The organism is Atlantibacter sp., assembly GCF_032062175.1.
In the GTDB taxonomy this organism is placed as follows: Bacteria; Pseudomonadota; Gammaproteobacteria; order Enterobacterales; family Enterobacteriaceae; genus Atlantibacter.
Genome location: NZ_DAMBQK010000004.1, coordinates 45,869 through 68,575 on the forward strand (window position 1 = coordinate 45,869; position 22,707 = coordinate 68,575).

Below are 22,707 nucleotides of genomic sequence, written 5' to 3' on the forward strand. Positions count from 1 at the left end.
TAGAACGTCGTTTTAGCTCAGGGCGACTTTAATACCCAGCGCCAGCAGCATCCCGCCGAGCAGTTTATCGATAATCTTCTGCGCTTTCGCCAGGCCGCGGCGTACCGGCGCGCTCTGGATCAGCATCACCAGCGCAGGCCAGTAAACTACCGATAAGCCCACGATAATCCCGGCATACCACAGTTTTTCCATCAGGCCGGAATTGACGTTCAGTACCTGGGTGAACATCGCCAGGAAGAACAGGGTGGCTTTCGGGTTCAGCAAGTTGCACATATAGCCCTGGATAAATGCTTTCTTCAGCGATGCCCGTTGCGGTTCGGCGCTGGCGACGTCCATCTTGCTGCCGCCGCGTGACAGTAGCGCGTTCAGACCGAGCCACACCAGGTAGGCTGCGCCAACGTATTTCAGCATCTGGAACAGCCAGGGCGTGGTGGTAATGACAACGGCGATACCCGCTACACAATAGGCCATATGGGTCATCACACCTAAAATCACGCCCAGCGCCGTCATGAGCGCCGCACTACGCTGATAGATAGCGGCATTTTTGATAACCAGAAAGAAATCCGGTCCCGGTGAAAGCATGCCGAGGGCGGCGATAGTGGCGACAAACAGCGTAGTTTCAAGCATGGGGAAATCTCGTGAACCAATAATTTGTGAACTATAACTTAAACCAATACTGCGATCACACCGAAGATAAACGACGACAAAAACACGCTTTCAGGAAATTTTAGATAAACTATTGTTTTAAAATATGTTGGTAACACCTCTGTCCAGTTGGCGACGTGGCCCAGGCAACAGATCGTAAATAATTCATCACTCGCTGCCTGACGCCAGTCGACTAAAGAATGCGCTTTCCGTATAGTGGCGGCAATTTTTTTTACCCGGGAAAATTTCAATGATCAGTCTGATTGCGGCGCTCGCGGTGGATCGCGTTATCGGTATGGAAAATGCCATGCCCTGGACGCTCCCCGCCGATCTCGCCTGGTTTAAACGTAACACCCTGAATAAACCGGTCATTATGGGCCGTTTAACGTGGGAATCTATTGGCCGTCCGCTGCCGGGACGTAAAAATATCGTCGTCAGCAGCAAGCCGGGCACCGACGATCGCGTTGAGTGGGTGACATCGATTGAGGCGGCGCTTAGCGCCTGTGGTGATGCAGAAGAAATCATGGTGATTGGCGGCGGTCGTATCTACGAACAGCTGTTGCCGAAGGCCCAGAAACTCTATCTCACCCATATTGACGCCGAAGTGGAAGGGGATACCCATTTCCCGGACTACGAACCGGACGAATGGCAATCGGTATTCAGTGAGTTCCACGACGCGGATGAGAGCAACTCTCATAGCTATTGCTTCGAGATCCTCGAGCGTCGTTAAGCGCTTTCGCCCTCATCGTTGAGAAAAGGGCGAACGCGACGGGTCAGGAGGCGACAGCGGTGGCTTCGCCTTCACCCAAATCAAGTTGACGGTTAGACGGTTGTACAAACCAGGCTTTATCTTCCCAGCGCAGGCAGGTTAGTGTCCCGCCCCAGCAACAGCCGGTATCCAGCGCGTAAATCCCTTCTGGCGTGCCTTTCCCTTCCAGTGAGGCCCAGTGCCCAAAAGCAATGCTGTACTCGCGTGAAACCGGGCCAGGAATGGCAAACCAGGGTTTTAACGGCGCGGGCGCGCTTTCCGGGTTGTCTTTGCTAAACATATCCAGTTGCCCGTTCGGGAAGCAGTAGCGCATGCGGGTGAACGCATTGGTGATAAAGCGCAGTCGCGCCAGACCGGACAGTTCCGTGGACCAGTTGTTCGGCATATCACCGTACATCGCATCCAGAAACAGCGGATAGCTGTCGCTGGACAGCACGGCTTCGACATCGCGGGCGCAGCTTTTCGCTGTCGCCAGATCCCACTGCGGCGTAATGCCGGCATGGGCCATCACCAGCTTTTTCTCTTCATCCACTTGTAACAGCGGCTGGCGGCGCAGCCAGTTAATCAGCTCGTCGGCGTCGTGGGCTTCAAGCAGGGGATTAAGCCGATCTTTGGGTTTGTTGCGGCTGATGCCTGCGTAAACCGCCAGCAGATGGAGATCGTGGTTGCCTAACACCATGCGCACGCTCTCGCCGAGAGAACGCACCAGACGCAGCACGTCCAGCGAGCCAGGGCCCCGGGCGACCAGATCGCCGGTCAGCCACAGCGTATCGTTGGCCGGATTGAATTCAATATGCTTTAACAGCGCTTGCAGTTCATCGTAACAACCATGAACGTCGCCAATCAGGTAAGTAGACATGTTATCAATGAATGAGTGTTGGAACGCAGAGACGGAAAACGGGTATGGCGACGCTGAACGTATTGCCTTGCTCATCCACCATATGATAATGGCCTTCCATGGTGCCCAGCGGCGTTTCGATGACCGCGCCGCTGGTGTACTGATATTCGCTTCCCGGCGCGATATGGGGCTGTTCGCCGACAACCCCTTCGCCCTGAACTTCAGTTTCCCGTCCGTTGCCGTTGGTAATTAGCCAGTAACGACCTAACAACTGGACAGGCGATCGCCCCAGGTTGCGGATGGTCACGGTATAAGCAAACACGAAACGTTCTTCATCAGGAGACGATTGCGATTCGATGTAAACGCTCTGAACCTGCACACAAACACGGGGCGAATTTAACATAGCTTAGCTCTCCTTCGAGGGCGGATTATCAGCTAAATAATTGGCCAACTGACAATATTGCGCGACCGAAATGTTTTCCGCACGCAGCGCCGGGTCGATACCCAGGCTTTCCAGCGCGTCGAGGCTGAACACATTACCCAGGCTGTTGCGGATGGTTTTACGGCGTTGGTTAAACGCTTCGGTGGTAATACGGCTCAGCAGACGGATCTCTTTTACCGGGTGCGGCAACGTGGTGTAAGGCACCAGGCGCACCACGGCGGAGTCGACTTTGGGCGGTGGAGTAAACGCCGTCGGCGGCACTTCCAGCACCGGGATAATCTGGCAGTAGTACTGCGCCATCACGCTTAAACGACCATACGCTTTACTGTTCGGCCCTGCAACCAAGCGATTGACCACTTCTTTTTGCAACATAAAGTGCATATCGGCAATCGCATCAGTATAGCTAAAGAGATGGAACATCAGCGGCGTGGAAATGTTGTACGGCAGGTTGCCGAACACGCGCAGCGGCTGGCCCAGCGTACGGGACAACTCGCCGAAATCCATGGTCATGGCGTCCTGCTGATAAATGGTCAGCTTCGGTGCCAGGAACGGATGGGTTTGCAGGCGCGCCGCCAGATCGCGGTCAAGTTCGATGACCGTCATCTTATCCAGACGTTCGCCTACCGGCTCGGTTAATGCGCCAAGACCTGGGCCGATTTCGACCATCGCCTGGCCTTTTTGCGGATGAATGGCCGAGACAATGCTCTCAATAACAAATTGATCGTTAAGAAAGTTTTGCCCAAAACGTTTGCGGGCTAAATGACCCTGGTGAACTCGATTATTCATTGATTATTACTGTTAAAAACCATGCTGGTGGCGAGATTAAGCGCCGTGATAAAACTGCCCACGTCGGCAGTCCCCTGGCCGGCCAGTTCAAGCGCGGTGCCGTGGTCGACCGAGGTACGAATAAAGGGTAGACCGAGCGTGATATTCACCGCGCGGCCAAAGCCCTGGTATTTTAGCACGGGCAGGCCCTGATCGTGGTACATCGCGAGCACCGCGTCGGCATGATCGAGATATTTGGGCTGGAAAAGCGTATCTGCCGGGAGTGGCCCGGTAAGATTCATGCCTTTGGCGCGCATTTCGGTCAGCACCGGGATCAGGGTGTCGATCTCTTCGGTGCCCATGTGTCCGCCTTCGCCCGCATGGGGATTCAGGCCGCACACCAGAATATGCGGTTGCGGGATGCCGAATTTGGTCTGCAAATCGCTGTGCAAAATAGTGATGATTTCACGCAGCAGCGCGGGGGTGATGGCGTCTGCAATCGCGCGCAGCGGCAGGTGCGTGGTGGCCAGCGCCACGCGCAGCGTATCGGTCGCCAGCATCATCACCACTTTATGGCTGTGGGCGCGCTCTTCGAAAAATTCTGTATGGCCGGTAAACGGGATACCGGCATCATTGATAATGCCTTTATGCACCGGGCCGGTGATCAGCGCGGCGAACTCGCCGTTGATGCAACCGTCGCAGGCGCGGGCTAAGGTTTCCACCACGTAATGGCTGTTCTCCACTTCCAGTTGCCCGGCGACGGACGGCGCGCGCAGAGATACCGGCAGCACGGTCAGTGATCCTTTTTGCTGGGGGCGCGGTGGCGTATCGGGCTGGAAGGGATGGAGCGTGAGGGGGAGATTAAGCAGGCTGGCGCGAGCCAGGAGAAGTTGCGGGTCGGCGCAGACCACCAGTTCGACGGGCCAGTCGCGCTGCGCAAGCATCGCGACCAGCTCGGGACCAATCCCGGCGGGTTCGCCGGGAGTGATTACCACACGCCAGGTGTTGGTCATTAGTTGCTCAGAACTTTGACGTAAGCGCTGGCGCGCTGTTCCTGCATCCACGTCGCTGCTTCTTCCGAGAACTTACGGTTGAACAGCATCCGGTAAGCACGATCTTTTTGCGCCGCATCGGTCTTATCGACGTTGCGGGTATCCATCAGCTCAATCAGGTGCCAGCCGAAGGAAGAGTGCACTGGTGAGCTGATCTGGCCTTTTTGCAGTTTCATCAGCGCATCGCGGAAGGCCGGATCGTAAACGTCAGGTGAAGACCAACCCATATCGCCGCCCTGGTTGGCAGAGCCCGGATCCTGGGAGAACTCACGCGCAGCAGCGGCAAAACTGGTTTTCCCGCTCTTGATATCAGCGGCGATCTGTTCCAGCTTCACGCGCGCCTGATCGTCAGTCATGATCGGCGACGGACGCAGCAGAATATGGCGCGCATGCACTTCGGTCACCGAAATGCTTTGCGACTGGCCGCGCAGATCGTTCACTTTTAGAATGTGGAAGCCCACGCCTGAACGGATTGGGCCGACAACATCGCCTTTTTTGGCGGTGCTCAGCGCCTGACCAAAGATGGACGGCAGCTCCTGAATACGTCCCCAGCCCATCTGGCCGCCTTTCAGCGCCTGTTGGTCTGCGGAGTAAGCAATGGCTAATTTACCGAAATCACCACCGTTTTTCGCCTGGTCGACAATAGAGCGCGCCTGGCTTTCCGCTTCGCCGACTTGATCCGCCGTCGGGTTTTCCGGCAGCGGGATCAGGATGTGGCTCAGGTTCAATTCGGTGCTGGCGTCGTTTTGGTTGCCCACCTGCTGCGCAAGGGATTCGACTTCCTGCGGCAGAATGGTCACGCGACGGCGTACTTCGTTATTACGCACTTCGGAAATCGTCATCTCTTTACGAATCTGACTCCGGTAGGTGTTGTAATTGAGACCATCGTAGGCCAGACGGCTACGCATCTGGTCCAGGGTCATGTTGTTCTGCTTCGCGATATTCGCGATGGCCTGATCGAGCTGCTCATCGCTAATTTTGACGCCCATTTTCTGGCCCATTTGCAGGATAATCTGGTCCATGATCAGACGTTCCAGAATTTGATGACGCAGGGTCACGTCATCTGGAAGCTGTTGGCCAGCCTGGCCCGCGTTGAGCTTCACGGACTGCATCAGACCATCAACGTCACTTTCCAGCACCACGCCGTTATTCACGACGGCGGCGACTTTATCGACAACCTGCGGCGCAGCGAAACTGGCATTCACCACCAGGGTGAGACCAAGAAGCAGCGTTTTCCAGTTCTTCATACCTTTTCCATTATGATTAATCGCAAAGCGGAGTATATACATCAAGGCTTACAGCGAGCTTTGATACGGCAGAATGTTCGAACGCAACATCTGCTGGGTGCCGAGACCGTAGTTCGAGCTCAGGCCACGCAGTTCAACGTTGAAGCCAAACACATTGTCATATTTGCTCTGGTCATTTTCCCAACCGTTAATTTTCCGCTCATAACCCACGCGGATGGCATAACAGCAGGAGCTATACTGCACGCCAAGCATCTGATCGGCCGGCTTTTTCGCATTGGTGTCGTAGTAGTACGCGCCCACTACGGACCAGCGATCGACGATCGGCCAACTTGCCGTGACGCCAACCTGAGAGATGCCGTCTTTATACTGGGTAGCTTCAGAGAACGAAGGCAATGTCGCCTGGATATATTCCGGGCTGGCATAGCGATAGTTCAACTGCATCAAACGGTCTTCGTCGCGGCGGTATTCAATGGCGCTACTGCCGGTGGCGACATTATCCAGACGGGTATCGTACTGAACGCCGCCGCGCAGGCCCCAACGATCGGAGATGCGCCAGTAGGTGTCCGCCGCCCACAGGATAGAGCCGGTTTTCTTGTCTTTTTCCCAGTTGATATCTTCATCACCGGTACGGGACTCGGTGAAATAGTAGATTTGACCAACGGAAACGTTAAAACGTTCAATCGCTTCTTGATCATAAATACGCGATGTCACACCAGTCGTGACCTGATTAGCCGAAGCGATACGGTCAAGGCCGCCATAGGTCCGATCGCGGAACAGGCCGGAGTAGTCTGACTGCAACAGAGAGGAGTCGAAGTTATTGATACTGCTCTGATCGCGATAGGGCACATACAGGTATTGCGCGCGCGGTTCCAGCGTCTGGGAGTAGCCTTCCGCCCAGTTCATGTCCCGCTCAAACACCATTTTGCCGTCAATTTTGAACTGCGGCAGAGTACGGCTTACCGATTCTTTAAGCTTGTTAGCCGCTTCATTATTGCCGCCCAGGTAATTCTGGAAGTGCTCGATATTATCCTGCTGATAGTGCGTAGCCAGCAGTTTTGCCTCGGTATTGATGCTACCCCACTGATTCGACAGTGGCAGGCTGATGGTTGGCTCAATGTGTACGCGGGTCGCTTCAGGGTAGTTTTCGTTTACGTTAACGAATCTCACCGCCTGGCCATAAATACGGGTATCAAACGGACCGACATTGTTCTGGTACCAGTTCACATCCAACTGCGGCTCGGCACCGTAGGTATTGCCTGCCTGGGTATTAAATACCTGGAATTTTTTGCTGGATACGGTGGCGTCAAAGTTCTCGTTGGCATAACCGGCGCTGAATTTCTGCGTGGCGTAGCCGTCGGTGCTGGAACCGTAGGTTGAGCTAAAGTCGTTAAAATAATACGGATCGCTGACTTTGGTGTAGTCAACGTTAAAGCGCCAAACCTGATTCATCACCCCGCTATGGTTCCAGTAATAGAGCCAGCGGTGCTTGTCGCTTTCCTGCGGGTGATCGTCCTGGAACTGGTCGTCGGAACCGAGATAATCAAACTCCATCAAACCGGCACCCGCCTGGGTCAGATAGCGGAATTCGTTCTGCCACTGGGTACCACGTTTCTCCATGTAGTTCGGCGTGATGGTGGCATCGAAGTTCGGCGCGATGTTCCAGTAATAAGGCAGCGAGAACTGAATACCGTTATTAGTACTGTATTTGGCATTGGGGATCAAAAAACCGGAGCGGCGCTTATCGCCCACCGGAAGCTGCAAATACGGGCTATAAAAAACCGGCACCGGGCCCAGTTTAAACCGGGCATTCCAGATCTCCGCGACCTGCTCTTCACGGTCGTGGATCACTTCGCTGCCCACCACGCTCCAGGTATCTGAACCCGGCAGGCACGAAGTAAAGGTGCCGTTTTCCAGGATGGTGTAGCGGTTTTCGCCGCGCTGCTTCATGACGTCTGCCTTTCCGCGGCCCTGACGTCCTACCATCTGGTAATCGCCTTCCCAGACGTTGGTATCTTTGGTGTTCAGGTTCGACCAGGCTTTCGGCCCTTTGAGGATCACCTGGTTATCGTCGTAGTGAACGTTACCCAGGGCATCGACGGTGCGTACCGGATCCGGCTGGCCTTCGACCTGTTTTTGATGCAACTGAACTTCATCCGCCTGTAAGCGGCTGTTGCCCTGTTGGATATCCACATTACCGCCAAACACGGCGTTATCGGGATAATCGCCTTTCGCGCTATCCGCGTTAATTGTCACGGGCTGGCTGTTGGGTTCCCCTTCTACCAGAGGACGGTTGTAGCTGGGCACGCCAAGCATACACTGTGAAGCGAGGTCTGCAGCCATACCGTGTTGGCTATAGAGGGCTGCGCCAATCATGGTGGCCAGCAAGGTGGGAATACGTTTTTTCATACGTGTTATTCGTTGTTCCGTCATCAGTGGCCTGTCCCCGTCATCGTTCAGGATCAAGAATGCATCATGCGCCTGGTCGCACGTGAGCATAGATGCAACCTGAAAGAATCAAAAGGGTATAGCGCTGGCAAACGGTCAGAGACTAACTGACTCATTACCACAGCGCTAGTGTTAATCCTGCCCGCTTTCGAGCCTGTTTGTTAGGCACGGCTTTGAATGACGGGTATGATAAAGCAAATTATAGGCGATGTCCCGCAGTTGACCGTGGCGTCAACGCCGGGCTAAAAGGCCCTGATACCGCGTAAAACGCGCGCAAAAAGGGAATATCGCCTGTCCAGCAGCCTGACGATTTGGGGAGTCTATGCAGTATTGGGGAAAAATAGTTGGCGTGGCGATGGCCCTGATGATGGGCGGTGGCTTTTGGGGCGTCGTGTTAGGTTTGCTGATCGGTCACTTTTTTGACAAAGCGCGCAGTCGGCGGATGGCGTTTTTTAGTACGCAACAACAGCGGCAATCGCTGTTTTTCACCACCACATTTGAAGTGATGGGGCATCTCACTAAATCAAAAGGGCGTGTGACTCAGGCAGATATCCATATGGCGTCGCTGTTTATGGACCGGATGGATTTGCATGGTAATTCGCGCATCGCCGCGCAGAACGCGTTTCGCGTGGGCAAAGAGCCGGGTTACCCGTTGCGCGAAAAAATGCGCCAGTTGCGCGGCATCTGTTTTGGTCGTTTCGATTTAATTCGGATGTTTCTGGAAATTCAGATCCAGACGGCGTTCGCCGACGGCTCCCTGCATCCCAATGAGCGCGAAGTGCTGTACATCATTGCCGAAGAGTTGGGGATTTCCCGCACCCAGTTCGACCAGTTCCTGCGCATGATGCAGGGCGGCGCGCAGTTCAGCGGTGGCGGGCAGCAGGGGCATCAGCAAGGACCGTGGCAGCAAGCGCCACAGGGCCCGACGCTGGAAGACGCCTGTAACGTGCTGGGCGTAAAACCGACGGATGAACCCACCACCATTAAGCGTGCGTATCGCAAGCTGATGAGCGAACACCATCCCGATAAGCTGGTTGCCAAAGGGTTACCGCCGGAAATGATGCAAATGGCGAAGCAGAAAGCGCAGGAAATTCAAAAAGCTTACGATCTGATTAAAACGACGAAAGGCTTTAAATAACCAGGAACGTTGCCTTCAGGCTGAAGGCAACGGTGCAGGTTCAGAAGTCGACGGGCGCGCGGAACGTCATCGCACTGTCGAATTTCGGATGGGTGATGGTCAGCGTCTGGGCGTGCAGCAGCAGGCGCGGCGCCAGCACTAAGGCTTCCGGGGTAGCGTAGAAACGATCCCCTAAAATCGGATGACCCAGCGCCAGCATATGTACGCGCAACTGGTGAGAGCGCCCGGTAATCGGCTTTAGCAGCACCCGAGCGGTATTATCCTCGCCGTACTCCAGCACTTCATACTCGGTTTGCGCCGCTTTGCCGGTTTCATAACACACCTTCTGCTTTGGCCGGTTCGGCCAGTCGCAAATCAGCGGTAAATCCACCAGGCCTTTTTCCGGCGGATGTCCCCACACCCGGGCGACGTACTGCTTGCTCGGTTCGCGTTCGCGAAACTGGCGCTTCAGTTCGCGCTCGGCGGCTTTGGTGAGTGCCACCACGATCACGCCGCTGGTCGCCATATCCAGACGATGCACCGATTCCGCCTGCGGATAATCGCGCTGTATACGCGTCATCACGCTGTCTTTGTGCTCTTCGAGCCGGCCGGGGACAGAGAGCAGCCCGCTCGGCTTATTGACCACCATGATATGGTCGTCCTGATACAGGACGACCAGCCAGGGATCGGTTGCAGGATGATAGGCTTCCAGCATAGTGTTTCCCGATTACTGATGCGTAACGACGATCAGGCGCAGCGCGTCCAGCCGCCAGCTTGCTTCATTAAGGCTTGCCAGCACCTGATCACGGTTGCTCTCAATTGCCGCGAGTTCATCATCACGGATATTGGGGTTGACCGCTCTCAGGGCTTCAAGACGCGACAGTTCAGCAGACAGTTTTTCATCGGCTTCTTCGCGCGCCGTCTTAATTAACGCCTGCGCCGCGCTTTCTACCTTGCTTTCCGCCAGTTGCAGAATGGCATGCACGTCCTGCTGTACCGCGTTCACCAGTTTGCTGCTGGTGTGGCGGTTCACCGCGCTGAGTTGGCGGTTGAAGCTTTCAAACTCTACCTGCGCCGCGAGGTTAGTGCCGTTTTTATCCACCAGCATGCGGATCGGCGTTGACGGCAGGAAGCGGTTGAGCTGCAACTGCTTCGGCGCTTTGGCTTCCACCACATAAATCAGTTCAAGCAACAGCGTACCCACCGGCAGCGCTTTGTTTTTCAGCAGCGACAGGGCGCAACTGCCGGTATCGCCGGACAGGATCAGATCCAGGCCGTTGCGGATCAGCGGATGTTCCCAGGTGATGAACTGCGCATCTTCGCGAGACAACGCCACATCGCGGTTAAAGGTGATGGTGCACCCGTCTTCCGGCAGGCCCGGGAAATCCGGCACCAGCATATGGTCGGACGGGGTCAGCACGATCATATGCTCGCCGCGATCGTCCTGATTGATGCCGATGATATCGAACAGGTTCATGGCGAAGTTCACCAGACCGGTATCGTTATCCTGTTCAGCGATGGATTCCGCTAACGCCTGCGCCTGCTCGCCGCCGTTGGAGTTGATTTCCAGCAGGCGGTCGCGGCCCTGTTCCAGTTGCGCTTTTAAGGCATCATGCTGGTCGCGGCACGACTTAATCAGTTCATCAAAGCCTTCGGTTTCTTCCGGCGCGGCCAGATAGTTGATCAGCTCGTTATAAACGCTGTCATAAATAGTACGGCCCGTCGGGCAGGTATGCTCGAATGCGTCCAGCCCTTCGTGATACCAGCGCACCAGCACCGACTGCGCGGTTTTTTCCAGCCACGGCACCAGGATCTGAATATCGTGCGCCTGGCCGATACGGTCGAGACGGCCAATACGCTGTTCCAGCAAGTCCGGGTTGAACGGCAGGTCGAACATCACCAGATGGCTGGCGAACTGGAAGTTACGGCCTTCGGAGCCGATTTCAGAACACAGTAGCACCTGCGCGCCGGTATCCTCTTCAGAGAACCACGCCGCCGCGCGGTCGCGCTCGACAATAGACATCCCTTCATGGAACACCGCCGCACGAATACCTTCACGCTCGCGCAGCACCTGCTCAAGCTGCAACGCGGTGGTGGCTTTGGCGCAGATCACCAGCACTTTCTGCGAGCGATGGCTGGTGAGATAGCCCATCAACCAGTCAACGCGCGGGTCGAAGTTCCACCAGGTTCCGGTATCGCCTTCAAACTCCTGATAAATCTGTTCCGGATACAGCATGTCGCGGGCGCGCTCTTCGGCAGATTTACGCGCGCCCATAATCCCGGAGACTTTAATCGCCGTCTGGTACTGGGTCGGCAGCGGCAGTTTAACGGTATGCAACTCGCGCTTCGGAAAGCCTTTCACGCCGTTACGGGTGTTGCGGAACAGCACGCGGCTGGTGCCGTGGCGGTCCAACAGCATGGAAATCAGTTCCTGACGCGCCGCGCCCGCGCCATCGCGGGTGCTGTTAGCGGTTTGCAGCAGCGGTTCGATATCCTGCTCGCCAATCAGTTCGCTCAGGGTATTCAGTTCGTCATTGGAAAGATGTTTGCCCGCCAGCAGCATGGCGACGGCATCCGCGACCGGGCGGTAATTTTGTTGTTCTTCAACAAACTGCTCGAAATCGTGGAAGCGGTTCGGATCCAGCAGGCGCAAACGGGCGAAGTGGCTTTCCAGGCCCAGCTGTTCCGGGGTTGCGGTCAACAGCAGCACGCCGGGAACCTGCGCCGCCAACTGTTCAATCGCCAGATATTCACGGCTCGGCGCGGCTTCGCTCCACACCAGATGGTGGGCTTCATCCACCACCATCAAATCCCATTCGGCTTCGCACAGGTGCTCAAGGCGCTGTTTATTGCGGCGCACGAAATCCAGCGAGCAGATCACCAGTTGCTCGGTCTCGAACGGGTTATCGGCATCGTGCTGGGCTTCGGCGTAGCGATCGTCGTCAAACAGCGCGAAGCGTAGATTAAAGCGGCGCAGCATTTCCACCAGCCACTGGTGTTGCAGGGTTTCCGGCACCACGATCAGCACGCGTTCCGCCGCGCCCGCCAGCAGTTGCTGATGAATAATCATGCCCGCTTCGATGGTTTTACCGAGACCCACTTCATCTGCCAGCAATACGCGCGGCGCATGGCGGCGGCCCACGTCATTAGCAATGTGCAACTGATGTGGGATCAGGTTAGTGCGCTGGCCGCGCAGGCCGCTCCACGGCATACGGTACTGCTCGCTCTGGTAGCGGCGGGCGCGAAAGCGCAGGGCGAAGCGATCCATTCGGTCGATTTGCCCGGCAAACAGGCGGTCCTGCGGTTTACTGAACACCAGCTTGCTGTCGAGGAACACTTCACGCAGGGTGACGTTCTCCTCCTGGGTATCGAGCCGGGTTCCGGTATAGGCGAGCAGCCCATTTTCTTCGGCGACATCGTCCACTTTTAACTGCCAGCCGTCGTGGCTGGTAATAGTGTCGCCGGGGTTAAACATCACGCGGGTGATGGGGGAATCATTACGGGCATACAGACGGTTTTCGCCGGTAGCAGGGAAAAGCAAAGTGACCATACGCGCATCCAGCGCTACCACGGTTCCTAGTCCAAGTTCGCTTTCCGTGTCGCTAATCCAACGTTGACCAAGTGTAAAAGGCATATCTGTTCGGCTCTGGTTAATAATTTGCAGGCAATAGTATGTCCACCGCAAAAAGCTGCGCGGTGCAGTAAATGGGATTCAGAATAGGAAAGGGCGCTATGGTACTGGATGGTAACGCGTTCGTCACCTGTCAAAATAACCCCAGTTGCCCTGTCATCAGTGTAGCAAAGTCATCCTTCATGAAAGGTAAAATTCCATCTGCCACCGGCTGGAGCTGGCGTGTCAGGTAATGATCGTAATCCAGCGGCGAACGCTGATAGTCGCGAGGTTCCGGCCCGTTCATGGTCCAGACATATTTGATCGTACCGCGATTCTGGTACTGGGCAGGCCTGCCGAGCCGGGCGTTTTCTTCATCCGCCAGCCGCGCGGCACGCACATGGGGCGGCACGTTGCGCTGATACTCTTTTAACGGGCGGCGCAGGCGTTTGCGGTAAACCAGTTGGTCGTCGAGTTCGCCGTTCAGCAGTTTGGCGATGGTCTCGCGTACAAAATCCTGGTACGGCTCGCGGCGAAATATTTTTAGATACAGCGCCTGCTGGAAATTTTGCGCCAGCGGCGTCCAGTCGGTGCGTACCGTCTCGAGCCCTTTAAACACCATACGCTGCTCGCCGTCTTGCTCTATCAACCCGGCATAGCGTTTCTTGCTGCCCATCTCTGCGCCGCGGATGGTGGGCATTAAAAAGCGCGTAAAATGGGTTTCGAACTCCAGCTCCAGCGCGCTTTCCACGTTCAGGGTTTGTTTCAGATGCTCGCGCCACCACTGGTTGACTTTGGCGATCAGGGCGTTGCCGATTTCGCTGGCCTGGGCGTTATCATACGGCTTTTTTAGCCACACGAAGGTCGAGTCGGTATCGCCGTAAATCACGTCGTAGCCCTCCGCCTCAATGAGCGCTTTGGTCTGGCGCATGATGTCATGTCCACGCAGCGTAATGGAGGACGCCAGGCGCGGGTCGAAGAACCGGCATGCGCTGGTGCCCAACACGCCGTAAAAGGCATTCATGATAATTTTCAGCGCCTGGGAGAGCGGTTTGTTGCCGTGCTTTTTGGCCTCTTCACGTCCCAGCCAGATTTGCGAAACGATCCCCGGTAAGCAGTGGTTAGTACGCGAGAAACGGGCATTAAGATAGCCTTCCACGCTGTGCTCTTCATCGGGCTGCGCCAGGCCTTCTATCAGGCCCACCGGGTCGATCAAAAAAGTGCGGATAATCGACGGGTAAAGGCTTTTGTAGTCGAGCACCAGTACCGAATCGTACAGTCCTGGACGCGAATCCATCACATAACCGCCTGGGCTCGCCTGGGGCGGTACATCGCCCAGATTCGGGGCCACAAAACCGGCGCGGTGCATACGCGGAAAATAAAGGTGGCTGAACGATGCCACCGACCCGCCGTGACGATCCGCCGGCAGCCCGTTGACCGTCGAGCGCTCCAGCAGAAACGGCATGATCTCGGTTTTGTGGAAGATGCGCGTGACCAGCTCGCAATCTTTCAGGTTATAGGTCGCCAGCGCCGGTTTATCTTCAGCAAAGCGGCGGTCGATTTCTGCCATCCGGTCCCAGGGGGTGTCGATAGCTTTCCCTTCACCCAATAGCTCCTGCGATACTGCTTCCAGCGAGAAAGAAGAAAAGCTCCAGAACGCCGATTTCAGCGCATCGATGCCGTCAATCATCAACCGGCCCGGCGCCTGGGCGAAAAATACCCCGGCTTTAAAACCGTGCTCGCGCCACTCGATTTCCTGGTTGTTGCGCCCGAGACGCAGCGGGATGCCATAGCGTTCGGCGTGTTTTTGCAGCATTTTTAAATCGAACTGGATCACGTTCCAGCCGATCAGCACATCGGGATCGAATTCGGCAAACCAGGCGTTAAGTTTTTCCAGCAGTTGCGGACGGCTGGCAACGTATTCGAGTTTGAAGTCCAGCCCGGTTGCGTCGCCGTTTTCCGGCCCGAGCATGTACACGGTGCGCTCACCGCAACCTTCAAGGCCGATGCAGTAGAGTTCCCCATGGCGGTTAGTTTCGATATCCAGCGAGACCCATTTTAGCGCTGGGCGGTACGCCGGGTTCGGCTTCATCTTCGTGTCACGCAGCCCGCCGCCGCGCATCTCGCCGCTGACCCAGACCGGCGCGGTGATAAACCGCTCCATCAGGTAGCGCTCGGGCGGACGGACATCGGCTTCATAGACCGTGACGCCCGCTTCGCGCAGCAGTTTCTCGCAGCGCATGAGTTGACGATGCTGACGGAAATAGAGGCCGCATACCGGCTGCTGATGAAAATCACGCAGGGAAAGAGGTTCAAGACGATACGATTCGCCCGCCAGCACACGTTCCACGCGGGTGCGCTGAGCGTGTGGGATGAACGCGACGGACTCCTGCGCAGGCAACGTCACGCACAGCGGCCCCTGGTCGGTCGCCAGCCAGAATTGCACTTCAGTGCCCTGTGGCGTATCCCGCCAGTGTCGGGTCAGAACAAACCCCTGCCGCGTCTCTGCCACGCTCATTTCCCGCTAAAAAACCAGGCCTGATTATAGCCTGAATTTCATTATGACGCTGGTGTTTTGTACAGTACTGGCAGGGTTAAAGTACGCGATAAACACGATACAGGGAGTACCAGAAGGTCTCACGCAACAGGAACGTGGTTTTAGCGCTAAATGAGCGAAAGCGGCTGGTTTGCGTAGGCGATGTCCAGGCCTCGATCCTTTCATCCTGGGCAATCAACATAATTCGCTTCATATGCAGCGGATCGCTGACGATCAGCGCATTATGCAGTTGATTCAACGCCATGATCCCTTTGGCATAGCGCAGGTTTTCGCGGGTAACCTGAGAGCGATCTTCCACCAGAATCGCCTGGTCAGGCACGTTTTGCGCCAGCAAATAGCGACGGGCGACGGCAGCATCGGATAGCGCGTTATCATGTGAATAACCGCCAGTGACAATCAGCGTTTTGACATAGCCATCGCGGTATAACGCTACTGCATGGTTAAGCCGCTCCTGGAAAACGGGGGAGGGACGATCGTCCGTCACCGCCGCGCCTGCGACGATAGCGCAGTCGGCAGTATGGGTTTCGTCACGCAGACTGTATTGGTAGATTGAGAGGGCGTTGATGGCGAACAGGGCAACTAATGTAAATAACAAAATTATCAAAAATATCCTGGTGATTTTCATGCTGGCGCTCTCAAAAATAAAGATAATCAGCGACTCTATAATGATTACAAAGAGAGCGGAATATATGATTTCTGAAAAAGCCAGTTTATCCACTGGCTTTCAGCCATGCTTATAAATAGCTTCCAACGGTTTCTTTAAGTTGTTCAGTATAGTTATAGATATCGTCAATGCTTGAGATAGGATGTCGTACTTCATTTTTTTCGGAGTCAATAATCCCTATATATTTTTGAGCACGATTAAAATGCAATCTACAAACGGGCTTGCGGTTATTATCATCGATTAAAATGCCAAAGTAGCTTTTTGTATCTCTTTGAGATATACGGGTAGGATCAATAATAGTACGAATAATCCCTTTAACAATGTAAAACCCTTCCAGCTCCTCTTCAGTGGTTATAATCTCATTTTCCTGGTTAGCATCAGCCGGTCTTTCCTGGGGTTCGCCTGGTTTTTCTGTTGTGCTTGAGATTGCGGATTTAAGTCTTTCATTAACCTGATCGGTAATAAACTGCGTTGTAGCTTTCTTAGTCAGTACGGCGAAAGTTTCCTTTACTTTAGGTGTGAGCATACCGTCATAAACGCGGGATGCAAAGAACTTAACAAAATCTTCTTCAGGATTATTTAACTGGGAGGACAGCACTTTTTTAATCTGACTTACATACTTTAATTCACCTGCCGCGCTGATGATAGAATCGATATCAAATGCGGATTTTGTTAATTTTTTTAGTTCAGGGATCAAGTTATCTTCAATATTTAACAGATCAAATTCAAGAAAGGGTTTCTCATCCATTTTATTTGGTGCGTCAAGATCGGTAAAAAACTGATAGACTTGCCCATTAGTGAGAATTGAGATGCGCGCGTTAGTAACATGAAAGTATCTAAACAGCTGAGATGCGTGATTAATATTAAGAGGGTCGCCGATTTTCTTACATTCAATGAGTACCTGAATTTCACCATCTTTTATAATGGCATAATCTATTTTTTCGCCTTTTTTTGTTCCAACGTCACAAATGAATTCAGGTTTAACTTCTGTGGGGTCAAAAACGTCGTAACCAAGGATGTTATGTATAAAGGGCATAACAAAGGCATTCTTTGTCGCTTCTTCAGTGTCGATAACGTCTTTTTGTTGTCTAAGCTTATTCGCTAAGTTTATGATTCTTTCGAGAAAATCCATGTCGGCAACTCCAGTTGAAATGATCATATTGACGTTATTTAACTGGAGGTTTTTAAACAGTGATCAACGTCATTTATTTAAAAAGTAAACTACAAAAAAGTTAATTTCATCAGGCGGTTGTGTAATAAAAAACAATAAAGAGCAGAACAAGCTGCTCTTTATTAAATTACTGCCCGTAATACGCCTTCGCCCCATGCTTACGCAGATAGTGCTTATCCAGCAGCGTTTGCTGCATCGGCGGCAGATCGGGAGTGAGCTGGCGGCAGAAGATACCCATATAGGCCACTTCTTCCATCACAATCGCATTATGCACCGCATCCATTGCGTCTTTACCCCAGGCAAAGGGACCGTGGGAATGCACCAGTACGCCAGGCATCTGTTTAGCTTCAATACCCAGCTCGCGGAAGGTTTCGACGATCACCGTGCCGGTATCCCACTCATACTCGCCGTTAATTTCCGCATCGGTCATTTTGCGGGTGCAGGGGATTGCGCCGTAGAAATAGTCGGCATGGGTGGTACCGGTCGCCGGAATGCTTTTCCCGGCCTGTGCCCAGATAGTGGCGTGGCGGGAATGGGTGTGCACAATACCGCCGATATCGGGGAACTGTTGATACAGCAGGCGGTGGGTCGGCGTGTCCGAAGAAGGCTTTTTAGTGCCTTCCACTACCTCGCCAGTCTCAATGCTGACCACTACCATATCCTCGGCGGTCATCACCGAGTAATCCACGCCCGACGGTTTGATGATAAACACGCCCTGCTCGCGACAGACGGCGCTGACATTACCCCAGGTTAGGGTAACCAGATTGTGGGCCGGTAGCGCAAGGTTGGCTTCCAGCACCTGACGTTTCAGATCTTCTAACATCGTTGTCCTCCGCTAAAAAAGGGGCCAGCCACCTGGGCTGGCCAAAGGTTCCCCTGTGATTAGCGTTTAAAGCCGTAGTAAACCTCATTCCAGCGCAGCGCATCTTTGAACGCTGGCAGGCGGGTGTCGTTGTCGATAACCGTCAGTTCGATGTCGTTCAGTTCTGCGAACAGGCGCATATCGTCGAGGGTTAACGCGTGGCTGAATACGGTATGGTGTGCCCCGCCCGCCAGAATCCAGGCTTCGGAAGCGGTAGTCAGATCCGGTTGCGCTTTCCACAGCGCGTTCGCTACCGGCAGTTTCGGCAGTGCGTGAGGCGCTTCAACGGTATCCACGCAGTTAACCAGCAGGCGGAAACGATCGCCCAGATCGATCAGGCTGGCGTTCAGGCCCGGACCGGTTTTGCTGGAGAAGATCAGGCGCGCTGGATCGTCTTTACCGCCAATGCCCAGGTATTGCACATCAAGGATCGGTTTTTCATCGGTGGCGATAGACGGGCACACTTCCAGCATATGGGATCCCAGCACCATGTCGTTGCCGGATTCGAAGTTGTAGGTGTAGTCCTCCATAAACGAGGTGCCGCCGTTAAGCCCGCCGGACATCACTTTCATGATGCGCAGCAGCGCCGCGGTTTTCCAGTCGCCTTCGCCCGCGAAGCCGTAGCCTTGTTGCATCAGACGTTGTACTGCCAGGCCTGGCAGTTGCTTCAGGCCGTGCAGGTCTTCAAACGTGGTGGTGAAGGCATGGAAACCGCCCTGCTCGAGGAAGCGCTTCATGCCAAGTTCGATACGCGCCGCGTCGATCACGTTCTGGCGTTTGTCGCCGTTGACCTGCGCCGCCGCCGTCAGGCGGTAGCTGCTTTCATATTCGTCGACCAGCGCGCTGACGTCGCCGTTGCTGATTTCGTTAACTACCGCAACCAGATCGCCCACGCCCCAGGTGTTCACCGAGAAGCCGAATTTGATTTGTGCCGCGACTTTATCGCCGTCGGTGACTGCCACTTCACGCATGTTATCGCCGAAACGCACCACTTTCAGATGGCGAGTTTCCTGTTTAGATACCGCCTGGCGCATCCAGGAGCCGATGCGCTGGTGGGCTTGAGGATCTTTCCAGTAACCGGTCACGACGCTGTGCTGTTGACGCATACGCGCGCCGATAAAGCCGAACTCGCGGCCGCCGTGCGCGGTCTGGTTCAGGTTCATAAAGTCCATATCAATGCTGTCCCACGGGATCTGGGCATTGAACTGGGTATGGAATTGCAGCAGCGGCTTGTTAAGGATGCTCAGGCCGTTGATCCACATTTTGGCCGGGGAGAAAGTGTGCAGCCATACCATCATCCCGGCGCAGTTATCGTGATAGTTCGCGTCGCGGCAGATGGCGGTGATTTCATCCGGCGAGGTGCCGAGCGGTTTCAGCACCAGTTTGCAGGGCAGCCTGGCTTCGCTGTTCAGGGAATCCACCACCTGCTGTGCATGTTGCGTCACCTGGCGCAGCGTTTCCGGGCCATAAAGATGTTGGCTGCCGATTACAAACCATACTTCGTATTTACTAAAGGCTGTCATTGTCTTGTCCTTAAAGCGTCAGGGCTGCACGGTCTGCATCAGAAGGCTGGGCCGTGTCAGAGGGGGAATAGTGAAGTTCGGCGCTCTCACACCAGCGTTGATAGCGGCGATACAGTTCTTCGAAGCGGGCGGCGGTGGCCGGGTCCGGCTGGAGCGTTTTTTCCATCTCGCTCGCCATGGCCTGCTGCGCCTGGGGAATATCGTCATACACGCCAGCGGCGACGGCGGCGAAAATAGCCGCGCCCAGCGCGCAACATTGATCGGAGCCGACAATCTGTAGCGGGCGGTTCAGCACATCGCAGCACACCTGCATGATGACCTGGTTTTTACGGGCGATCCCGCCCAGCGCCACCACTTCGTTAACCGGGATGCCCTGGTCGGTGAAGCACTCCATAATGGCGCGCGCGCCAAAGGCGGTGGAGGCGATCAGCCCGCCGAAAAGCAGCGGGGCGTCGGTGGCAAGGTTCACATCGGTGATCACCCCTTTCAGACGCTGGTTGGCGAACGGTGTACGGCGGCCGTTAAACCAGTCGAGGATCACCGGCAAGTGATCGAGCGACGGCTGTTTCGCCCAGTCAGCGGTGAGCGCAGGTAACAGCGCTTTTTTGCTTTCGCTGATTTGGGTTTTCAGTTCTGGATGCTGTTCGGCAAGCCGATCCAGCGGCCAGCTCAGCACGCGGCCAAACCAGGCGTACATATCGCCAAATGCCGACTGTCCTGCTTCCATACCGATAAAATCAGGCACTACGCTGCCGTCCACTTGTCCGCAGATACCCTTAACGGCGCGGTCGCCGACGGTGTCTTTATCGGCAATCAGGATGTCGCAGGTGGAGGTGCCGATCACTTTCACCAGGGTATTCGGTTGGGCGTTCGCGCCGACCGCGCCCATATGGCAGTCAAACGCGCCGCCGCTGATCACCACGCTTTCTGGCAGGCCGAGGCGTGCAGCCCAGTCCGCTGTCAGCGTGCCCACCGGTACGTCTGCGGTCCAGGTATCGGTAAACAGCGGGAGTTCGAGGTTCTGGCTGATGATCGGATCGAGTTCGTCGAAGAAGCTGGCAGGCGGCAATCCCCCCCAGCTCTCATGCCACAAAGATTTATGCCCTGCGCTACAGCGTCCGCGACGAATGGCCGCCGGGGCAGTCGTGCCGGATAGCAGCGCCGGGATCCAGTCGCACAGTTCAATCCACGAGGCAGCGGCTTTGGCGACTGAGGCGTCCTGACGGGTAATGTGCAGGATTTTGGCCCAGAACCATTCGCTGGAGTACACGCCGCCGATATAGCGCGAATAATCGATTTTATCCGGCTGGTGGCACAGGCGAGTGATGGCCTCGGCTTCTTCGACCGCCGTGTGATCTTTCCACAATACGAACATGGCGTTCGGGTTATCGGCAAAGCCCGGATTAAGCGCCAGCACATTGCCCTTTTCATCGACAGGCGCAGGCGTAGAGCCCGTAGTGTCAACGCCGATTCCCACCACCTGCTGGCGTTTTTCAGGGCCCAGTTGGTCAAGCACGCTTTTTAATGCGGCTTCCATGGATTCAATGTAATCAAGGGGATGGTGGCGGAATTGGTTACGTGCGGCGTTACAGTACTGCCCGGCCTGCCAGCGCGGATACCATTCCACACTGGTGGCAAGTTCAGCGCCCGAGGTGCAATCAACCGCTAAGGCGCGAACCGAGTCGCTGCCAAAGTCGAGTCCCAGCGCAATGGCCATTTTTTCACTCCATGGATAAACAAACATGCAGTGACATTAGATTTCCGGGGAAAAAAGAGTCAGGTGTATTTGGCTTATCTTATGGATTAAAGTGCTATGCCTTGCTGATTTGTGACCTCACGCAAATAATAGATGTGGACAATTCTGTCGCGGTTATAGACACTTTGGTTATCAAGCGAAAAGCCTGATGTGAGCGGTTATCTCGATGAGTTTTTAGGTTCAAATCCAGTGGGGAAGTGGGTTATTGTGGTTCATGGCTTCGGTTATTCCCAATTTTCAGGGGTGTCGTAAGATATGGACAAATGGTCTCTTCCCACCGATGGTGGAGCACGATTTACTATGGCTGAAACGCAAAACGATCCCCTGTTGCCGGGGTATTCATTTAATGCGCATCTGGTCGCGGGATTAACGCCCATCGACGCCGAGGGCCACCTCGATTTCTTTATCGATCGTCCCCTTGGCATGAAAGGCTACATCCTGAACTTCACCCTTCGCGGGGAAGGGGTCGTCAAGAACAACGGTAAAGAGTTCATCTGCAAGCCAGGGGATATGCTGCTGTTCCCGCCGGGCGAAATTCATCACTATGGCCGCAGCCCGCAGGCCAAAGAGTGGTATCACCAGTGGGTGTACTTCCGTCCGCGCGCCTACTGGCAGGAGTGGTTAAGCTGGCCGTCGATATTCGCCCAGACCGGCTACTATCGGCCTGCTGAAGGCGAGCAGGACGCCTTTTCCGCGTTGTTCCAGCAAATCATTGAGGCCTCCCAGCGTGAAGGGCGTTATTCCGAGCTACTGGCGATTAATTTGCTGGAACAGCTCTTTTTGCGCCGCGTTGAGGCGATCAGCGAGTCAATGAAAGCGCCGCTTGATAACCGGGTGAGGGATGCCTGCCAGTACATCAGCGACCATTTAGCCGACAGCCATTTCGATATTGCCGGCGTCGCGCAGCACGTTTGTCTGTCGCAGTCGCGCCTGTCGCACCTGTTCCGCCAGCAACTGGGGGTCAGCGTTCTAAGCTGGCGAGAGGATCAGCGCATCAGCCAGGCGAAGCTGTTGCTGAGCACCACCCGGATGCCTATCGCCACCGTAGGGCGCAATGTCGGCTTTGAGGATCAGCTTTATTTTTCCCGGGTATTCAAGAAATGCACCGGTGCCAGCCCGAGCGAGTTTCGCGCCGGGTGCGAGTCGGGCTAACCATCCTTCATTTATCCAGGGTAAAAACTTAATGATTCTGTGAATGTCATAACCGGTAGGCTATACAGAGTAATGATGTCTTGACGATAGTC

Annotated in this window: 18 protein-coding genes; 3 read left to right on the forward strand and 15 right to left on the reverse strand. The window is 54.9% G+C overall.

The genetic code is table 11. The annotated features are described in order from the left end of the window. Positions 1–12: 12 nt before the first annotated feature. Positions 13–627, reverse strand: a complete 615-nt coding sequence (locus RT120_RS05665; protein ID WP_312980530.1) for a LysE family translocator — start codon at positions 625–627, stop codon at positions 13–15. Between the two features lie 268 nt (positions 628–895). On the opposite strand from RT120_RS05665, the gene folA reads away from it, so the two are divergent. Beyond that, a complete protein-coding gene (gene folA, locus RT120_RS05670) occupies positions 896–1,375 on the forward strand; it encodes a type 3 dihydrofolate reductase (protein ID WP_312980532.1) in 480 nt (159 codons plus the stop codon). 43 nt (positions 1,376–1,418) lie between these two features. Here folA and apaH read toward each other — a convergent pair whose 3' ends face one another. From apaH to lptD, 6 genes are read right to left on the reverse strand one after another with little or no spacing between them, the layout of a single operon-like run. Further along, on the reverse strand, positions 1,419–2,273 hold the full coding sequence (apaH, locus tag RT120_RS05675; RefSeq protein ID WP_312980534.1) for a bis(5'-nucleosyl)-tetraphosphatase (symmetrical) ApaH: 855 nt from the start codon (positions 2,271–2,273) through the stop codon (positions 1,419–1,421). A 4-nt stretch (positions 2,274–2,277) separates the two neighbouring features. Next, positions 2,278–2,655 carry a Co2+/Mg2+ efflux protein ApaG gene (gene apaG, locus RT120_RS05680; protein ID WP_312980537.1) on the reverse strand — a complete coding sequence of 126 codons (378 nt, stop codon included), beginning with the start codon at positions 2,653–2,655 and terminating at the stop codon, positions 2,278–2,280. Between the two features lie 3 nt (positions 2,656–2,658). Further along, positions 2,659–3,480: a 16S rRNA (adenine(1518)-N(6)/adenine(1519)-N(6))-dimethyltransferase RsmA gene (gene rsmA, locus RT120_RS05685; protein ID WP_312980539.1), complete on the reverse strand. Its 822-nt coding sequence runs from the start codon at positions 3,478–3,480 to the stop codon at positions 2,659–2,661. Continuing rightward, positions 3,477–4,472, reverse strand: a complete 996-nt coding sequence (pdxA, locus tag RT120_RS05690; protein ID WP_312980541.1) for a 4-hydroxythreonine-4-phosphate dehydrogenase PdxA — start codon at positions 4,470–4,472, stop codon at positions 3,477–3,479. The genes rsmA and pdxA overlap by 4 nt, the downstream gene beginning before the upstream one ends. Beyond that, complete coding sequence (gene surA / locus RT120_RS05695) at positions 4,472–5,758, reverse strand: peptidylprolyl isomerase SurA (RefSeq protein WP_312980543.1); 1,287 nt, start codon at positions 5,756–5,758, stop codon at positions 4,472–4,474. Before surA ends, pdxA begins: the two co-directional genes overlap by 1 nt. A 48-nt stretch (positions 5,759–5,806) precedes the next feature. Beyond that, positions 5,807–8,164, reverse strand: a complete 2,358-nt coding sequence (lptD, locus tag RT120_RS05700) for an LPS assembly protein LptD (RefSeq protein WP_312980545.1) — start codon at positions 8,162–8,164, stop codon at positions 5,807–5,809. Between the two features lie 361 nt (positions 8,165–8,525). Here lptD and djlA point away from each other — a divergent pair, with 361 nt between their 5' ends. Continuing rightward, positions 8,526–9,341, forward strand: coding sequence for a co-chaperone DjlA (gene djlA, locus RT120_RS05705; RefSeq protein ID WP_312980546.1), 816 nt, complete (start codon positions 8,526–8,528; stop codon positions 9,339–9,341). 40 nt (positions 9,342–9,381) lie between these two features. On the opposite strand, the gene rluA is transcribed toward djlA, so the two are convergent. The 8 genes from rluA to araB all read right to left on the reverse strand — a co-directional run bounded on the left by rluA (position 9,382) and on the right by araB (position 21,424). Continuing rightward, complete coding sequence (gene rluA, locus RT120_RS05710) at positions 9,382–10,035, reverse strand: bifunctional tRNA pseudouridine(32) synthase/23S rRNA pseudouridine(746) synthase RluA (RefSeq protein WP_312980547.1); 654 nt, start codon at positions 10,033–10,035, stop codon at positions 9,382–9,384. Between the two features lie 12 nt (positions 10,036–10,047). Then, complete coding sequence (gene rapA / locus RT120_RS05715; protein WP_312980549.1) at positions 10,048–12,954, reverse strand: RNA polymerase-associated protein RapA; 2,907 nt, start codon at positions 12,952–12,954, stop codon at positions 10,048–10,050. Positions 12,955–13,084: 130 nt separating this feature from the next. Beyond that, a complete protein-coding gene (gene polB, locus RT120_RS05720) occupies positions 13,085–15,442 on the reverse strand; it encodes a DNA polymerase II (protein WP_312980551.1) in 2,358 nt (785 codons plus the stop codon). Between the two features lie 82 nt (positions 15,443–15,524). After that, complete coding sequence (locus RT120_RS05725; RefSeq protein ID WP_312980554.1) at positions 15,525–16,091, reverse strand: YdcF family protein; 567 nt, start codon at positions 16,089–16,091, stop codon at positions 15,525–15,527. A 130-nt stretch (positions 16,092–16,221) separates the two neighbouring features. Further along, the gene (locus RT120_RS05730) at positions 16,222–17,283 is read right to left on the reverse strand and encodes a type I restriction endonuclease (protein WP_312980557.1); all 1,062 of its coding nucleotides are present in this window, start codon (positions 17,281–17,283) and stop codon (positions 16,222–16,224) included. Between the two features lie 166 nt (positions 17,284–17,449). After that, positions 17,450–18,145, reverse strand: a complete 696-nt coding sequence (araD, locus tag RT120_RS05735; protein WP_312980560.1) for an L-ribulose-5-phosphate 4-epimerase — start codon at positions 18,143–18,145, stop codon at positions 17,450–17,452. 59 nt (positions 18,146–18,204) lie between these two features. Continuing rightward, positions 18,205–19,707 (reverse strand): L-arabinose isomerase, encoded by a 1,503-nt coding sequence (gene araA, locus RT120_RS05740; protein WP_312980563.1) that lies wholly within the window; start codon positions 19,705–19,707, stop codon positions 18,205–18,207. Between the two features lie 10 nt (positions 19,708–19,717). Continuing rightward, positions 19,718–21,424 carry a ribulokinase gene (araB, locus tag RT120_RS05745; protein WP_312980566.1) on the reverse strand — a complete coding sequence of 569 codons (1,707 nt, stop codon included), beginning with the start codon at positions 21,422–21,424 and terminating at the stop codon, positions 19,718–19,720. Positions 21,425–21,763: 339 nt separating this feature from the next. Here araB and araC point away from each other — a divergent pair, with 339 nt between their 5' ends. Beyond that, on the forward strand, positions 21,764–22,615 hold the full coding sequence (gene araC, locus RT120_RS05750) for an arabinose operon transcriptional regulator AraC (RefSeq protein WP_312980569.1): 852 nt from the start codon (positions 21,764–21,766) through the stop codon (positions 22,613–22,615). Positions 22,616–22,707: the final 92 nt, after the last annotated feature.

Excerpts from the sequence above, each read along its gene's own strand:
- RT120_RS05665 (WP_312980530.1), bottom strand. The coding sequence starts at position 627 with ATGCTTGAAACTACGCTGTTTGTCGCCACTATCGCCGCCCTCGGCATG.
- folA (WP_312980532.1), top strand. The coding sequence starts at position 896 with ATGATCAGTCTGATTGCGGCGCTCGCGGTGGATCGCGTTATCGGTATG.
- apaH (WP_312980534.1), bottom strand. The coding sequence starts at position 2,273 with ATGTCTACTTACCTGATTGGCGACGTTCATGGTTGTTACGATGAACTG.
- apaG (WP_312980537.1), bottom strand. The coding sequence starts at position 2,655 with ATGTTAAATTCGCCCCGTGTTTGTGTGCAGGTTCAGAGCGTTTACATC.
- rsmA (WP_312980539.1), bottom strand. The coding sequence starts at position 3,480 with ATGAATAATCGAGTTCACCAGGGTCATTTAGCCCGCAAACGTTTTGGG.
- pdxA (WP_312980541.1), bottom strand. The coding sequence starts at position 4,472 with ATGACCAACACCTGGCGTGTGGTAATCACTCCCGGCGAACCCGCCGGG.
- surA (WP_312980543.1), bottom strand. The coding sequence starts at position 5,758 with ATGAAGAACTGGAAAACGCTGCTTCTTGGTCTCACCCTGGTGGTGAAT.
- lptD (WP_312980545.1), bottom strand. The coding sequence starts at position 8,164 with ATGAAAAAACGTATTCCCACCTTGCTGGCCACCATGATTGGCGCAGCC.
- djlA (WP_312980546.1), top strand. The coding sequence starts at position 8,526 with ATGCAGTATTGGGGAAAAATAGTTGGCGTGGCGATGGCCCTGATGATG.
- rluA (WP_312980547.1), bottom strand. The coding sequence starts at position 10,035 with ATGCTGGAAGCCTATCATCCTGCAACCGATCCCTGGCTGGTCGTCCTG.
- rapA (WP_312980549.1), bottom strand. The coding sequence starts at position 12,954 with ATGCCTTTTACACTTGGTCAACGTTGGATTAGCGACACGGAAAGCGAA.
- RT120_RS05730 (WP_312980557.1), bottom strand. The coding sequence starts at position 17,283 with ATGGATTTTCTCGAAAGAATCATAAACTTAGCGAATAAGCTTAGACAA.
- araD (WP_312980560.1), bottom strand. The coding sequence starts at position 18,145 with ATGTTAGAAGATCTGAAACGTCAGGTGCTGGAAGCCAACCTTGCGCTA.
- araA (WP_312980563.1), bottom strand. The coding sequence starts at position 19,707 with ATGACAGCCTTTAGTAAATACGAAGTATGGTTTGTAATCGGCAGCCAA.
- araB (WP_312980566.1), bottom strand. The coding sequence starts at position 21,424 with ATGGCCATTGCGCTGGGACTCGACTTTGGCAGCGACTCGGTTCGCGCC.
- araC (WP_312980569.1), top strand. The coding sequence starts at position 21,764 with ATGGCTGAAACGCAAAACGATCCCCTGTTGCCGGGGTATTCATTTAAT.